We start from the raw sequence: 15,971 nt of genomic DNA on the forward strand, positions 1-15,971 counted from the left end.
AATCTTTAGATGTGGAAGGGATGAAAAAATGATTTCTGTTCTTGTTGTAGATGATCACGTTGCAGTTGGCCTAGGGACTAAAGCATTAATTGAAAGATATGATGATATAGAGGCTGATGTTTTACATGATAGTGAAGAAATAAGAGAAGTTACGCATAATAAACAGTATGATGTATATTTAATAGATTTACAAATGCCAAAAATAAATGGTTTAGAGCTTTCTAAATATATACTTAGTGTGCAACCAGAAGCAGCTATTCTTATTTTTACAGGATTTGATGTGTTTGCACATTATAATTTATTAATAGATAACGGAGTACTTGGTGTATTAAGTAAAACTTCTTCTGAGAAAGAAGTGGTAAATGCAATCCGCCATGCATTGAAAAAAGAAGTAGTTCTTTCTCATCAACTTGTAAGACAGTTAAGAATAGTAGAAAATGCATCTAATATAAATGTAGAAGGCGAAATGAAAAATATAATTTCTTTAAATGATGAAGAGAAGATGATTCTAGTTGAAGTTGGTAAAGGAAAAACAAATAGAGAGCTTGCCGAAATATTAAACTTAAGTCAAAGATCGGTAGAATATAAATTGACCGACATATTTCATAAGTTACAAGTTTCATCAAGAATGGAAGCAGTACAAAAGGCGAAAGAACTATGGTTTATTCCAACTATAAATTTTTAATGTAGCCCTTTATTAAGTTGCGGTATTCACGCAAGAAAAATGCGTGAATACGAGAGGAATGTTCGGTGATATAAATGGAAGAATATAGTATAGTTACATTAAAGGCAAAATAAACTCGCGAGGACTAACAGCTTAATATATTGCCTTTTATTAGGATGTATAGTCGTATTAAAGTATATACTAATTAATAACAATCAATATAAATAGAATTATTTGAAAGACAGTCAATTATTTTAAGACACGGTAAAAAATTGCTGTAATAAGTTATTAGTATTGCATTGTTAAAAGAGTAATTTAGGGTTGAGTTACTCCAACTGATAAAAATCCTATACTTTGTCAATATAGTGATTTTATCGTCCATTATTTGTTGTTATTTTGCGTTTGTTGTTTTTACTTGGGCCTCCTTTAAGGAGGCCTTTTTTTTATGGAAAACGGATGAAGTGCATCCTCAGACATTAAAAAAACCTTTCAAAATAGCCATTTTTTATTGGTTATTTTGAAAGGGGTATGTAATACACCGGTTAATTTTTTTTATTGCTGTTAATTGAAGTTTTAATATTTTTTTCGTTCAAAAACTTTTCAATTTCTTTTTGCTTCCTACCATTAACTTTCTCAAAGCGTTTTGTAAAAGAAAAATCGGTTTTGAATAAGTTACCATCTTGGGCAAGTTTGTCTAATTCTTGATCTAGTTCTACGAAAATAGCCGTAGATGAGGACATAAATTCATAGATTTCTTTTGAAGGTTTTTTATAATCATTAGGTAAATTATTATTACTAATAAACTCATGGAAATTCATATCGTTTTGTTTCGCTAAATCAATTAGTTTTTGTAATTTTTCTTGGTCAGATTCCGTGAAATTCTTATCAGAATTTGTTGAAGCGAGAGGGATGATATTTTCAGATAACTCCCAACTATAATCTATATAATTTGTTATATTTTGTTTCATTTCGTCTTCATTAATAGTTTCGTTTTTCTTTGAGGAACTAAATATATTTTCTGGAACTTTAATAGCAACATCTTTAATAGATTGTACATCGTTTTCTTCCTTAGGTTGTGCACTGTTTGAACAAGCTGATAGAAATAAAAGAGTAAGTAGCATGAGTGAATATAAAGTATATTTCTTCATTTTAATCTCCTTTTACATTCATTAGTGTCTTTGTAAAATAGCAATATTCCATTTCAAATACTTTACTAAAAGTGCATATAGATGTTTTACCATTTGATAAGATATGACGGATATGAGTAAACCGACGCAAAAAGCGATGAACACATTATAAACATCGGAATAACTAATTTGATGAAACCCTTTAAAGAATCCTAATCCTATTAATAAAATAGGCGAAATAATTAATACTGGCGTGGCAATGATAAGTGCTAGAAGAATCGGTAATAAAAAGAGTAGTACGAAAAAGGCGATAAAGATAAAGGCAAAGTTTAAAACACTTAAGCTCATAACAGAAAAAAGTGCAATTATCATATTTTTGAAGCTTCGTTTACTGTCAGCATTGCTTATTGCATAGGAAACAGTAAGTTCTTTAGCAATGGTTTTAGGGTTTCCTAGCTTTTTAGAAATTTCCTCTTCAGATATTCCATCTTGTTTACCACTAATAAAATGAGTTTCGTACTCCGAGATAATATCCTCCTTTTCTGAATTAGGCATATTCCGTAGGGAAGAACTAAGTTGTTCTAAAAATTCACTCTTGTTCATAACGATCACTTTCCTTTATAAAATGATGAATTATGGCTGAAAATCCTATCTTTTTTCTAAACAGCACACACAATCTATATCTACTTTTTGAAAGGAGATATACTAATCGTGAATAACATTCCAAATAATGGGTATTCCATTATTTACAAATATATCACTTACTATTATTCTTTGCAAGGTACTATAAATTTGTTAATAATGTGAATAGGTGGAAGTATTTTTGTACATTTTTAGAAGAGATATAAAAATATTATTTTAAGATAAACAAAAGGTTGTAAGCGCATTCTTTAAATCTTGTCAAAATAATGTCGAATTCATATTGTTGGAAAAATAATGCATTTGTAATATAATGATAAATGATACTTCACCAGCTTAATTAACTAGGTGAAATTAAAATCTTTATTACACACATTATGAAATAAAGGGATGATTAGTTTTGAGTACAGGTGTAAAAGCAAACGACGTGAAGACAAAAACAAAAGGAGCAGATCTTGTTGTTGATTGTTTAATTAAACAAGGTGTTACACATGTTTTCGGTATTCCAGGAGCAAAGATTGACTCTGTATTTGATGTATTGCAAGAAAGAGGACCAGAGTTAATCGTTTGTCGTCATGAACAAAATGCAGCATTTATGGCAGCTGCTATTGGTAGATTAACAGGGAAACCGGGCGTATGTCTTGTAACTTCAGGACCAGGGACATCAAATTTAGCGACAGGTCTTGTTACTGCGAATGCGGAGAGTGATCCCGTTGTTGCTTTAGCTGGTGCAGTTCCGCGTACGGATCGATTAAAACGTACACATCAATCTATGGATAATGCTGCACTATTCGAACCAATCACAAAATATAGCGTAGAAGTAGAGCATCCTGATAATGTGCCAGAAGCATTATCAAATGCATTCCGAAGTGCGACTTCTACAAATCCAGGAGCAACTTTAGTAAGTTTGCCGCAAGACGTTATGACTGCGGAAACGACTGTAGAGTCTATCGGTGCGCTTTCTAAGCCACAGCTTGGAATCGCTCCCACACATGATATTACATACGTAGTAGAAAAAATAAAATCAGCGAAATTACCAGTTATTTTACTCGGTATGAGAGCGAGCACAAATGAAGTGACGAAAGCTGTTCGTAAATTAATTGCGGATACAGAACTTCCTGTCGTTGAAACATATCAAGCAGCTGGTGCGATTTCACGTGAGTTAGAAGATCATTTCTTCGGCCGCGTTGGATTATTCCGTAACCAACCAGGTGATATTTTACTAGAAGAAGCAGACCTTGTGATTTCTATCGGTTATGATCCAATCGAGTATGATCCAAAGTTCTGGAATAAACTTGGCGACAGAACGATTATTCATCTTGACGACCATCAAGCAGATATCGACCATGATTACCAACCAGAGCGTGAATTAATTGGTGATATTGCCTTAACGGTAAATAGCATCGCGGAAAAATTACCGAAACTTGTATTAAGTACGAAATCAGAAGCGGTATTAGAACGATTACGTGCGAAATTATCAGAACAAGCAGAAGTTCCAAATCGTCCTTCAGAAGGTGTTACGCACCCACTTCAAGTGATTCGTACACTTCGTTCTTTAATTAGTGACGATACAACTGTTACATGTGACATCGGTTCCCATTCTATTTGGATGGCGAGATGTTTCCGTTCTTATGAACCACGTAGATTATTATTTAGTAACGGCATGCAAACATTAGGTGTTGCACTTCCTTGGGCAATCGCAGCTACTTTAGTAGAACCAGGTAAAAAAGTAGTTTCCGTATCAGGTGACGGTGGTTTCTTATTCTCAGCGATGGAGTTAGAAACGGCGGTACGTTTAAATTCTCCAATCGTCCATCTTGTTTGGAGAGACGGCACATATGATATGGTTGCATTCCAACAAATGATGAAATACGGCAGAACATCAGCTACAGAGTTTGGCGATGTTGATCTTGTGAAATATGCGGAAAGTTTCGGGGCGTTAGGTCTTCGTGTTAACACGCCTGATGAATTAGAAGGTGTGTTAAAATCCGCGCTAGCAGCAGATGGTCCTGTCATTATTGATATTCCAATTGACTATCGTGACAACATTAAATTAAGCGAAAAATTATTACCAAACCAATTAAACTAATGGAGGCAGATTTGAGATGACTGTTGCGCAATTAATTGATATTGATGCGAAAAAAACGAAAACGAGTAATGAAGTATATCAAACATCTACAATGCTTGCGCTATTAGATGGTATATATGATGGTGTAATTAGCTTTGAAGATTTGAAAAAACATGGTGATTTCGGCATCGGCACATTTGATCAATTAGATGGTGAAATGATTGCATTTGATAATGAATTTTATCATTTACGTTCAGACGGTTCAGCAGAAAAAGTAGAGCCAGAAGAAACAACGCCATTTGCGACTGTAACGTTTTTTGAAAAAGAAATGAGTTATACGGTAGAGCGTCCGATGAATCGTGAAGAAGTTGAAGCGTTATTACATGAATTAATGCCAAGTAAAAACTTGTTTTACGGTATTCGAATGGACGGTACGTTCCGTGAAGTAAGGACGAGAACTGTTCCAAGACAAGAAAAACCGTATACACCGCTCGTTGAAGTGACGAAATCACAACCAATCTTTTCATTTGAAAATACAGAAGGTACGCTTGCTGGATTTTGGACACCAGATTATGCGCAAGGTATTGGGGTAGCTGGATTCCACTTACATTACATTGATGATGAAAGAAGCGGGGGCGGACATGTTTTCGACTATGTTATAGAAAACTGTACCATCCAAATTTGTCAAAAAGCTCATATGCATTTAGCACTTCCAGAAACAGCTGATTTTATGGCGGCTGAATTATCAAGAGAAAATTTAGAGGATAATATTGCAACTGCGGAAGGTGCAGAGTAAGAGGGAAAGACTGTTCCATTTTGGAACAGTCTTCTTTTATTCGTAATGTTATTATTTGTCGATAAATCGATATTTCTTGTCGAACCGTTGATATATTGTAAGTTACGATAGATATATTTGAAAAATTGTTGATATCGCTTATTTTTTTGAAACAAACGGATGTCCCTCATAATAAAAACGCCACGGATAGTGTACAGCTTCTTCTGCATAGTCGATATTAATACGAGGTCCTGTTGTTATTTTATATTGTGATGATATGTGTTCTTCTTTTAGAACTAATTCAATATGTAACGTATCACTTTGTAACGATACACCGCGTTCTTTTAAAGTGATGCCAAGTGCACGGCATAGTTTGCCAGGACCGTTCGTTAAATTTTTGTACTGCGCTTTTGTAATTTCGGTCTTATTGTAGCGCGCTAGTTTTATTTCTTCTATTCCATCTACCGGCTCAAGAGCTCGAATGAGAACACCTTGTGGGGTGCCAACTGGTGCTGTAATAACGTTAAAACAATGATACATACCGTAAATTAAATATACGTAAGCATGCCCTGGTGCGCCAAACATGACTTCTGTGCGGTCTGTCCGTCTGCCGCCGTAACTATGTGCGGCCTTATCATCTGGGCCCTTATATGCTTCTACTTCTACAATGATTCCGCTTCGCTTTATTCCGTCTACAATATGAACGAGTTTTTGCCCGAGTAATTTTTTTGCTACTTCTAACGTATCGCCTTCATAAAAGGAAGGAGGTGCCTGCATTGTACTATCTCCTTTACTAAGTGTATATGTATATAGTAAACCAAATTTTCAGTAGTAATTCTAACTCGTTCTATTTATCGGGTGTATTTCATAAATTATGGATAGAGTACAACAGCGAAGAGGGGGAGTGCGACATGATTTATCGCTTACTAGCTCTTAATATAGATGGGACACTACTATACAACAATGGAAAAATTGCAAAAGGATTAAGAGAAACAATTGAATTTGTGAAAAGAAAAGATGTATACGTTACGTTATTTACGAGCCGTAATTTTCAATCCGCTCATAAAGTAGCAAAGGCGTTAAAATTAGATTCTATATTAGTGACACATGGTGGTGCTTTCGTTTCAGCAACGTTAGATAAGCCGTACGTTCAAAGAAGATTATCTGAAGAGAAGACTTTTAACATTGTGCAAGTGTTAGAGCACTTTGATTGTAACGTACGTATTTCTCATGAACGGTTTTCGATAGGAAATCGTGAGAGAAATACACCAAACTTAATTGCGCGCACTGTATTATCAAGCGCAGATCCGTTATTTTATCCAGTTCAATTTGTAGATTCGTTAGGTGACGCGCTTCGTGACCATCCGGTAGCGGCGCCAAAAATTGATGTTCTTTTCCAAACTAAGGGTGAAAAAGAAAGAGGGCTGAACACATTAAGAAAAGCATTCCAAGATGTAGAGTATGTCGAATGTGATTCAAAACGAATAGAAATCTTGCCGCAAAATGTATCAAAGTTACGCGGATTACAATTGCTTGGAGAGCATTTAAATATTTCGCTAAATGAGATGGTTGCGATTGGAGATAGTATGGAAGATTTAGAGGTTATTGAAAACGTGGGACTTGGTGTAGCGATGGGAAACGCGCCTGTAGAATTAAAGCAAGCAGCAGATTGGATTACACGTTCAAATAGTGAGAACGGTGTAGAGTACATGATTAAAGAGCATTTCCGTAAGCAATTCCCGCTTCCGTTTTTGAAGAATCATAAAAATACACCGAAACGATGAAAGAAAAACGTAGCTTTTTGGCTACGTTTTTTTTGTTGAGAGTATTAAAAGGAATGAAAACGCTTTAAAATGTGAATTGTGTATGAAATCTATACAATTCACTTGAATCCTTTAGAAAACTAATGTAAAGTGAATGATGTTGTCAAAATAGTTACACCACATGAAATATTCTTCAGATTAATTTTATTGGGCTCCCATACGTAAAAGTATTTCCGCATGACAGTTTAGTTCACGTATTATTTCAAAAATGAATTGTAGTAATTTTATTAAGTAGTTGTAGCGTTCCTTTGTTGTATTTAAATGGATTATTTTAAGTTAATGTGAGTAAGACCTGGTACATATGAAATGTGCTTCTTTTTGTGATTTTAGGAAGTTTAAAAGGGGGAATGAATTTCTTGAGGAAATCATTTAATCAAAAAATTAAAAAGTTAAGTAGTAGTTTAATAGTTGTATTACTAATATGTATGAATTTTTTAATCCATTTACCATTTAAAGCAGAGGCAGCTACAACAGAATTAAAAGGTTTAGGTGATGTATCTTATTACAACGCCATCATTTTTGGAGATCATAGTGCAACGAGTGCGGATATTGAAGGTGCGATGGCTGTTGAGAAAAATATGAACGCATCAAGTTATACAGTCGTAGCGGCTGCAACTGGAGCAAATAACTTAGCTGGAGCAACTTGGGTAGATGAAGGATATCCATCATTATTACTAGGCGGTCAATTTACGAAAGCGGGAGCAGGACAAGTAATTATTCAAGATGGAACAGTGGCGATGACAAAAGACGGTGACCCAGATGGCGCAATGAAAACGTCATATGACCGTATCTCTTATAAAGAGCAAGCGGAGATTGATGCTAAGTTTAAAGAATTTAGAAAAGACGTTGATGGTGTAATTGGGGATGCAAGTAAACTACACACTGATAAGCCAAAACCTAATATGAGCTTTGGAATCGGTGAAGATGTAAACAACCCTAACATTTATGTCTCTTCAGGCCAGACGGGAAAGAAAGCATTCGATGTAAAAGACGTTTTTCTTCCGAATGTAGAGAATAAAGACTTTATTGTTATTTATTCAGATGCAGAAGAAGTGAGTTTTGGTGGCGGTGCAATTTTGTATGATACAAGAAATACTGGGATGGCGACGGATTTAATTAATACATCTCAAGCATACGACCCTAATTCATCTTTTACTGAGTTAGCTAGTAAAGTAATTTGGGTATTTCCTAATGCTACAAAGATAACAACTAAAGGTTATGGTGTAGTAGGTAGTGTGTTTGCACCTAATGCAGTTGTAGAAACAAAAGGTGGTTCTATTAATGGACAAGCCTATGTTGGAGGACTACACCAAAGAGATGGTTTTGAGGTTCATAACTTTAAATTTAACTGGCCAAAGTGGAATAAACCAGCAGCCGAAAAAGGAAATTTACAAATTAAAAAAGTTGATGAAAACGATGAAAATATTGTTTTAAAAGACGCAAAATTTGATGTTATAGACAAAGATAATAACGTTGTGGCTACTGTTACAACAAACGAAAAGGGTATTGCGGAAGTTAAAGATTTACCACTTGGTGACTATTTTGTAAAAGAAATAAATGCACCAGAAGGATATATAAAAGTTGATACACCAGTCAAAGTAACAATTGATAATACAAACGTAATTGAACTTGTTATGAAGAATACGAAAAAAGTAGAGAATGGCCAATTTAAATTATTGAAAAAAGATAGTGAATCTGGTCAACTTCTGCCAGGTGCAAAATTTGATGTTATCGATAAAGATGGGAAAGTTGTGGAAACAATTGTTACAGATGATAAAGGTGAAGCCTTATCGAAACGACTTCCAGTTGGAAGCTATACATTAAAAGAAGTAGAAGCACCGAAAGGATATGAATTATCATCTAGTTCAGTTTCTGTTGATGTAGAGGCTAATAAAGTATTGACTGTAGATGTGGTGAATAAAAAGATCCCCGAAAAAGTAACAGGTCAATTTGAAATTGTGAAAGTAGATGCGGAAGATAAAACGAAAGTATTATCAGATGCAGAATTCGAAGTATATAAAGATGGTAAAAAAGTAGATACGTTACGAACAGATAAAACTGGTAAAGTAATCTCTCAGAAATTAGAACCAGGAAAGTACACATTAAAAGAAACGAAAGCACCACAAGGATATAAGTTGTTAAAAGAAGAAATTGAAGTCGTTGTGGAAGCGGACAAAGTAGTAGAAGTACAAGTAGAAAACGCAAAAGAACTAGGAAGCTTACAAGTAACCAAAAAGGATGCAGAGAGTGGAAGAGTTCTAGCAGGTGCAGAATTTAAACTAAAAAATGAAGCTGGTCAAGTAGTTGGAGAAGCGAAAACAACGAATAAAGACGGTGTTGTGAAATTCGAAAACTTAGTGCCAGGAAAGTACACGTTAGAGGAGACGAAAGCGCCGGAAGGTTATAAGGCGCTAGAAGTGACAGTAGAAGTAAACGTTGTAGCGAACGAAGTAGTAAAACAAGAAGTTACGAATGAAAAAGTAACGGGTCAATTCGAAATCGTGAAAGTAGATGCGGAAGATAAAACGAAAGTATTATCAGACGCAGAATTCGAAGTGTATAAAGACAGCAAGAAAGTAGATACGTTACGAACAGATAAAACTGGTAAAGTAATTTCTCAGAAATTAGAACCAGGAAAGTACACATTAAAAGAAACGAAAGCACCACAAGGATATAAATTGCTAAAAGAAGAAATTGAAGTCGTTGTGGAAGCGGACAAAGTAGTAGAAGTACAAGTAGAAAATGCAAAAGAACTAGGAAGCTTACAAGTAATCAAAAAGGATGCGGAGAGTGGAAAAGTTCTAGCAGGTGCAGAATTTAAATTAAAGAACGAAGCTGGTCAAGTAGTTGGAGAAGCGAAAACAACGAATAAAGACGGCGTTGTGAAATTCGAGAGCTTAGTGCCAGGAAAGTATACGTTAGAAGAAACGAAAGCGCCGGAAGGTTATAAGGCGCTAGAAGTGCCAGTAGAAGTAAACGTTGTAGCGAACGAAGTAGTAAAACAAGAAGTTACGAATGAAAAAGTAACGGGTCAATTTGAAATCGTGAAAGTAGATGCGAATGATAAAACGAAATTGTTATCAGATGCAGAATTCGAAGTGTATAAAGGTGGTAAGAAGGTAGCGGAACTGAAAACAGATGAGAGTGGAAAAGTGATGTCACCAAAATTACCGTTAGGTGAATACACAGTGAAAGAAACGAAAGCACCAGCGGGCTACAAGCTTTCAAATAAAGAATGGAAAGTAACAATTCAAAACGAGAAAGAAGTAGTAAAAGTAGAGGCAGAAAACGAAAAAATCTTAGGTTCTCTACAAATTATTAAAATGGATGATAAAGATCAAACGAAACGCTTAGCAGGCGCAGAATTTACATTGAAAGATGCGAAAGGAAATGTTGTAAAAGAAGGAATTACAACAGATAAGTCTGGAACGGTTAAGGTAGACGGACTTGTGCCAGGTGAATATACGTTAGAAGAAACAAAAGCACCAGAAGGTTATGAGTTAACAAAACAAATAATTCATGTAACAGTTGACGGTGAAAAAGTTATTGATGTAAAAGTAACGAACGGTAAGAGCCTTGGGCAATTCGAAATCGTAAAAGTAGATGCTCAAGATAAAACGAAAGTATTATCAGATGCAGAATTCGAAGTGTATAAGGATGGTAAAAAAGTAGATACGTTACGAACAGATAAAACTGGTAAAGTAATTTCTCAGAAATTAGAGCCAGGAACATACAAATTAAAAGAAACGAAAGCACCACAAGGATATAAGTTGTTAAAAGAAGAAATTGAAGTCGTTGTGGAAGCAGACAAAGTAGTAGAAGTACAAATAGAAAACGCAAAAGAACTAGGAAGCTTACAAGTAGTCAAAAAAGATGCGGAGAGCGGAAAAGTTCTAGCGGGTGCAGAATTTAAATTAAAGAACGAAGCTGGTCAAGTAGTTGGAGAAGCGAAAACAACGAATAAAGACGGCGTTGTGAAATTCGAAAGCTTAGTGCCAGGAAAGTATACGTTAGAGGAAACGAAAGCGCCGGAAGGTTATAAAGCGTTAGAAGTAAGATTAGAAGTAAATGTTGTAGCAAATGAAGTAGTAAAACAAGAGGTTACGAATGAAAAAGTAACAGGTCAATTTGAAATTGTGAAAGTAGATGCAGAAGATAAAACGAAAGTATTATCAGATGCAGAATTCGAAGTGTATAAGGATGGTAAAAAAGTAGATACGTTACGAACAGATAAAACTGGTAAAGTAATTTCTCAGAAATTAGAGCCAGGAACATACACATTAAAAGAAACGAAAGCACCACAAGGATATAAGTTGTTAAAAGAAGAAATTGAAGTCGTTGTGGAAGCAGACAAAGTAGTAGAAGTACAAATAGAAAACGCAAAAGAACTAGGAAGCTTACAAGTAGTCAAAAAAGATGCGGAGAGTGGAAAAGTTCTAGCAGGTGCGGAATTTAAATTAAAGAACGAAGCTGGTCAAGTAGTTGGAGAAGCGAAAACAACGAATAAAGACGGCGTTGTGAAATTCGAAAGCTTAGTGCCAGGAAAGTATACGTTAGAAGAAACGAAAGCGCCGGAAGGTTATAAGGCGTTAGAAGTAACAGTAGAAGTAAATGTTGTAGCAAATGAAGTAGTAAAACAAGAAGTTATGAATGAAAAAGTGAAAGAAAAAATTACAGGTCAATTAGAAATTACAAAGGTAGATGCCAATAATACAAATAAAACATTAGCAGGCGCAGTGTTTGAAATTTGGAAAGACGGAATAAAAATCGACACATTAACAACAAATAAGAGCGGTAAAGCGACTTCTAAGAAGTTAGAACCAGGAGATTACACTTTAAAAGAAATCCAAGCGCCAGAAGGATATACTTTATCCGATAAGGAAATGAAATTTACGATTTCTAATGAAAAAATTGAAGTTGTAAAGCTTCAAATTACAAATAAAAAAGATACAGATAAAGATCCGGAAAAACCAGGTGAAGGAACAGGAAAACCAGGTGAAGGAACAGGAAAACCAGGTGAAGGAACAGGAAAGCCGGGTGAAGGAACAGAGAAGCCAGGTGAGGGAGTAGAAAAACCTAATTTACCAGAAAAAGGACAAGGTTCTTCTAATAATCAACAACTTCCAGCTACAGGACACAATACGAATTACGTTCCATTCATCGGTTTTATGCTTCTGTTACTAGGAATACGTTTAAGATTCATGGCTAAAAATAGTTAACGGATGTATAAAAGGCATCAGAGATATACAATCTCTGATGCCTTTTAAATTAATACAGATAAAATGAAAATATCTATATGGAATGATAAATATTTTAAGCTTCAATTACGCTAAGCATTCTGTTTATAAATGCAGCTGCGTGTGCACGTTGTGATGGTCCTTTTGGTACGAATTGATTAAATTCATTACCTTTTACAATTCCATATCCATACACTCTTTGTACTTCTTCTTTAGCGTAAATTAAGTTTTGGTCTACGAATGGTAGTTCAACTTGTTTTGCAAAAATACCAGCGTGTTTTAGAGAACGATCAATCATAATAACAGCTTCTTCGCGTGTAATTGTAGTATTTGGATCAAATGTATTATCACCACGTCCGCGGATTATGCCTGCGCTTGCTGCACGATTAATACCGTCTCTTAAAGATGGGTGTACTTGTTCTAAGTCTGTGAAATTAGCATTTCCACTTGGTAATTGTAAAGCACGAGTAATTAGTGTAGCAAATTCAGCACGCGTTACAAGACGTTCTGGGAAGTACTGGCCGTTCCCTTCTCCTTGCATAATGCCTCTAGCTGCTAATTGACGAATGTCTTGTTCATACCAGCCACCTGTAATGTCATCAGTTACTGGATTTTTTTGATTTTCTTTATAGTATGTTTCAGTTCCTTTTAAGAAAGCATCCCATTGTCCGCGTTGAATCATAAACGCAGGGCAGTTTTTTCCTGACCAAAATTGGTGTTTTTGGACCTTATCTAGAGAAATATTTAAGTCGTTCATTAAATAAGCCGCCAATTTACGGGCATTTTCTACCGCTTTTTCATAGTTTCCATCTTGATTAACGGCAATTTCAATTCCGATAGATTCATAGTTTCCAGTTTTATTTCCAGCATGCCATCCAACTTCATTTACCGGAAGATGTTGATAAATTTCTTTATCATCTACTGTGAAATGCCAAGATGCGGCGCGATCAGCTGTTCCGCGTGCTTGGTTATCTAAGAATTTTGCATGATTTAGAGCATTAGCACCTTTCGCTGTATTAGCCGTTTCGTGAATCGTAATATATTTAGGTACCATCGGGTAGCCAGGGCGAATATCGTCATTTCCTTTTGGGACAATCATTTCTTTAAATGTAACGCCATAAATATTGTTTGTTTGTAGAGCTTCCGGAGCTCTCAATAAACTATTTTTAGCAGTACGACTGTTTTTTAATAATGAAGCTTTTGTACCTTCAAATGTAGCAGAAGGTGCATAAATCCATTTTGCTGTTTCGTTTATTTGGACTTTAAACCAATTTCCAGCTTGTTCAGTAGGAGTAATGACTTGTGGTTGTAGTTTCCCTTCTTCTTTAAACGATTGGAACGGAAGGGCATGTATGGAAGCTTCTTCTTTTACGATTAATTTTTGGTTAGATAGTTTATGAATCTCTTGAACTTCTAAGCTATTATCATTGTTATCTATCCATCCAGCGCCAGTTGGCGTCGTTATGTAGTAAGCATTTCCTTTTTTCTTTGTCGCCGTTACGACTTGTTCTGTAATCTCGATATTCGATTTGTTTTTTAAATCATTCGCGGTATATAATGAATGTTTTTTTGAAGTGTATAGTAGGAATTGGCCAGTAACCTCGATATCTTCTTCATGAGTACTATGCTCATTAACATGCTCCTTAATACTTTTAAAAACTTGATCCTCCGTATATACTTCGGCGGATTTTTCAGCACTCTCTGCAAATGAATAAGTAGGTGCAAGAACAGTTTGTAATGCAAGAGAGAGAGTTAATACACTATAAAATTTCTTTTTCATATTTTTTTTAACACATTAGATTATAAAATCTAGTGTTAACATTCCTCCTTTATATATTGTATTTTCGCTATGTAACGATTTTTTGTACTAATAAATTTTAACAAGAGAAAATCATGATGTCTATATACATGAGCGATATTCATAAAAAGAATTATTTGAAAAAATGTAAGAGAAACAGGTAAAACCTTCTGTATTGACCTGTAAACGCCCTTCAAGTAAACTAAAGAGAGTTTGCAAATGAAAAGGTGATAATGTGTTAATTTCAATTAAAACGTTACAAGATGATCGTTTTTTACGTCCGCTACAAAATATTGGCGGCTTATTTTTTGAAGATAGTACGATTGGATTTGAACAAGAGGAAGCGAATCTGATCGTTGATATACACATTGAGGATAATGTGAAAGCATCCGCTCGATTAACGGATGTTAGCACAGGAAATGTGTATGAAGAAACATTCTCGAAAGATTTATCTGCTTTCACAGATGAAAAAGAGCGTATGAAGCAAGTGAAGCACGTTGTTTCTTATGTATATCTTTCTGTTCTTCAGCAGTTAACTGGACTTGAACAAAGCTGGGGTATTTTAACGGGAGTACGTCCGACGAAACTTCTTCATAAAATGCTTCAAAATGGTATGTCAAAAGAAGAAGCGCATCAAGAACTTCGTGAAAGTTATTTAATTCATGAAGAGAAAATTGAACTTCTTCAGCGTATTGTTGATTGCCAATTAGCAGTTGTTCCGGATTTATACCGTTTGAAAGAAGAAGTAAGTATTTATATCGGTATTCCGTTTTGCCCAACGAAATGTGCATACTGTACATTCCCGGCTTATGCGATTAATGGACGCCAAGGGTCTGTTGATTCGTTCTTAGGTGGTTTACATTATGAAGTTCGTGAAATTGGTAAGTTTTTAAAAGAAAAAGGTGTGAAAGTTACGACGATTTATTATGGCGGCGGTACACCTACAAGTATTACAGCAGAAGAGATGGATATGCTGTATGAAGAAATGTACGAAGCGTTCCCAGACGTGAAAAATGTACGTGAAGTAACAGTTGAGGCAGGTCGTCCAGATACGATCACGCCAGCAAAGCTAGAAGTGTTAAATAAATGGAACATTGACCGTATTAGTATTAATCCGCAGTCATATCATCAAGAGACACTAAAAGCAATTGGACGTCATCATACTGTAGAAGAAACAATTGAGAAATACCATTTAGCTCGTGAAATGGGAATGAACAATATTAATATGGACTTAATTATTGGTCTTCCTGGTGAAGGGTTAGATATCTTCAAGCATACGTTAGATGAAACAGAAAAGTTAATGCCAGAATCATTAACAGTTCATACGTTATCATTTAAACGTGCTTCTGAAATGACGCAAAACAAACGTAAATATAAAGTAGCAGGTCGCGAAGAAATTACAGCGATGATGCACGAAGCAGAAGAGTGGACGCAAAAGCATAATTACGTACCATATTACCTATATCGTCAAAAGAATATTTTAGGTAACTTAGAGAACGTTGGTTATGCAATGCCGACGCAAGAAAGTATTTACAACATTGTCATTATGGAAGAAGTACAATCAATTATCGGACTTGGTTGCGGTGCATCAAGTAAATTTGTTCATCCGAAGACGGGGGCAATTACGCACTTCGCGAATCCGAAAGATCCAAAATCATATAACGATGGCTTTGTAAAATATACAGAAGATAAACTGAAAATTTTAGAAGAGCTATTCGCATAAGAAGAAAGAGGTTGTTCCGAGTCGGAACAACCTCTTTTTATCCTGCAGTAATGGGGGGCCGATTATATCTTGGCAGTTTTTGTCGGTAAGTCGATATATTCGAAAAATCGCCGGTAT

Annotated in this window: 10 protein-coding genes; 6 read left to right on the forward strand and 4 right to left on the reverse strand. The window is 35.3% G+C overall.

Going from position 1 to position 15,971, the window contains the following annotated elements; all coding sequences use genetic code 11:
- Positions 1 to 28 precede the first annotated feature (28 nt).
- Positions 29 to 685 carry a response regulator transcription factor gene (locus tag MRP26_RS09085; RefSeq protein ID WP_197241301.1) on the forward strand — a complete coding sequence of 219 codons (657 nt, stop codon included), beginning with the start codon at positions 29 to 31 and terminating at the stop codon, positions 683 to 685.
- A gap of 521 nt (positions 686 to 1,206) precedes the next feature.
- On the opposite strand, the gene MRP26_RS09090 is transcribed toward MRP26_RS09085, so the two are convergent.
- Positions 1,207 to 1,812, reverse strand: a complete 606-nt coding sequence (locus MRP26_RS09090) for an NDxxF motif lipoprotein (protein ID WP_197241300.1) — start codon at positions 1,810 to 1,812, stop codon at positions 1,207 to 1,209.
- A gap of 21 nt (positions 1,813 to 1,833) precedes the next feature.
- A complete protein-coding gene (locus tag MRP26_RS09095; RefSeq protein ID WP_023521266.1) occupies positions 1,834 to 2,394 on the reverse strand; it encodes an HAAS signaling domain-containing protein in 561 nt (186 codons plus the stop codon).
- A gap of 436 nt (positions 2,395 to 2,830) precedes the next feature.
- Here MRP26_RS09095 and alsS point away from each other — a divergent pair, with 436 nt between their 5' ends.
- Complete coding sequence (gene alsS / locus MRP26_RS09100) at positions 2,831 to 4,519, forward strand: acetolactate synthase AlsS (protein WP_071740651.1); 1,689 nt, start codon at positions 2,831 to 2,833, stop codon at positions 4,517 to 4,519.
- Between the two features lie 16 nt (positions 4,520 to 4,535).
- Positions 4,536 to 5,294: an alpha-acetolactate decarboxylase gene (gene alsD / locus MRP26_RS09105; protein ID WP_000215024.1), complete on the forward strand. Its 759-nt coding sequence runs from the start codon at positions 4,536 to 4,538 to the stop codon at positions 5,292 to 5,294.
- Between the two features lie 138 nt (positions 5,295 to 5,432).
- Here the strand turns inward: alsD and MRP26_RS09110 are convergent, their stop codons facing one another.
- The gene (locus MRP26_RS09110) at positions 5,433 to 6,050 is read right to left on the reverse strand and encodes a DNA-3-methyladenine glycosylase (RefSeq protein WP_242806115.1); all 618 of its coding nucleotides are present in this window, start codon (positions 6,048 to 6,050) and stop codon (positions 5,433 to 5,435) included.
- 134 nt (positions 6,051 to 6,184) lie between these two features.
- Between MRP26_RS09110 and MRP26_RS09115 the strand changes: the two genes are divergently transcribed.
- A complete protein-coding gene (locus MRP26_RS09115; RefSeq protein ID WP_000640430.1) occupies positions 6,185 to 7,057 on the forward strand; it encodes a Cof-type HAD-IIB family hydrolase in 873 nt (290 codons plus the stop codon).
- 386 nt (positions 7,058 to 7,443) lie between these two features.
- A complete protein-coding gene (locus tag MRP26_RS09120) occupies positions 7,444 to 12,315 on the forward strand; it encodes an MSCRAMM family protein (RefSeq protein ID WP_242806116.1) in 4,872 nt (1,623 codons plus the stop codon).
- A 94-nt stretch (positions 12,316 to 12,409) separates the two neighbouring features.
- Here MRP26_RS09120 and MRP26_RS09125 read toward each other — a convergent pair whose 3' ends face one another.
- Positions 12,410 to 14,113, reverse strand: a complete 1,704-nt coding sequence (locus MRP26_RS09125; RefSeq protein WP_141558604.1) for an S-layer homology domain-containing protein — start codon at positions 14,111 to 14,113, stop codon at positions 12,410 to 12,412.
- Between the two features lie 253 nt (positions 14,114 to 14,366).
- On the opposite strand from MRP26_RS09125, the gene MRP26_RS09130 reads away from it, so the two are divergent.
- On the forward strand, positions 14,367 to 15,854 hold the full coding sequence (locus MRP26_RS09130; protein ID WP_000908776.1) for a coproporphyrinogen III oxidase: 1,488 nt from the start codon (positions 14,367 to 14,369) through the stop codon (positions 15,852 to 15,854).
- Positions 15,855 to 15,971: the final 117 nt, after the last annotated feature.

Origin of the sequence: Bacillus sp. CCB-MMP212 (assembly GCF_022748145.1) — a bacterium.
GTDB classification, from domain to species: domain Bacteria; phylum Bacillota; class Bacilli; order Bacillales; family Bacillaceae_G; genus Bacillus_A; species Bacillus_A cereus.

Coding starts and splice junctions, on each gene's coding strand:
- MRP26_RS09095 (WP_023521266.1), bottom strand. CDS start 2,394: ATGAACAAGAGTGAATTTTTAGAACAACTTAGTTCTTCCCTACGGAAT.
- MRP26_RS09085 (WP_197241301.1), top strand. CDS start 29: ATGATTTCTGTTCTTGTTGTAGATGATCACGTTGCAGTTGGCCTAGGG.
- MRP26_RS09120 (WP_242806116.1), top strand. CDS start 7,444: ATGAATTTCTTGAGGAAATCATTTAATCAAAAAATTAAAAAGTTAAGT.
- MRP26_RS09090 (WP_197241300.1), bottom strand. CDS start 1,812: ATGAAGAAATATACTTTATATTCACTCATGCTACTTACTCTTTTATTT.
- MRP26_RS09110 (WP_242806115.1), bottom strand. CDS start 6,050: ATGCAGGCACCTCCTTCCTTTTATGAAGGCGATACGTTAGAAGTAGCA.
- MRP26_RS09115 (WP_000640430.1), top strand. CDS start 6,185: ATGATTTATCGCTTACTAGCTCTTAATATAGATGGGACACTACTATAC.
- MRP26_RS09125 (WP_141558604.1), bottom strand. CDS start 14,113: ATGAAAAAGAAATTTTATAGTGTATTAACTCTCTCTCTTGCATTACAA.
- alsD (WP_000215024.1), top strand. CDS start 4,536: ATGACTGTTGCGCAATTAATTGATATTGATGCGAAAAAAACGAAAACG.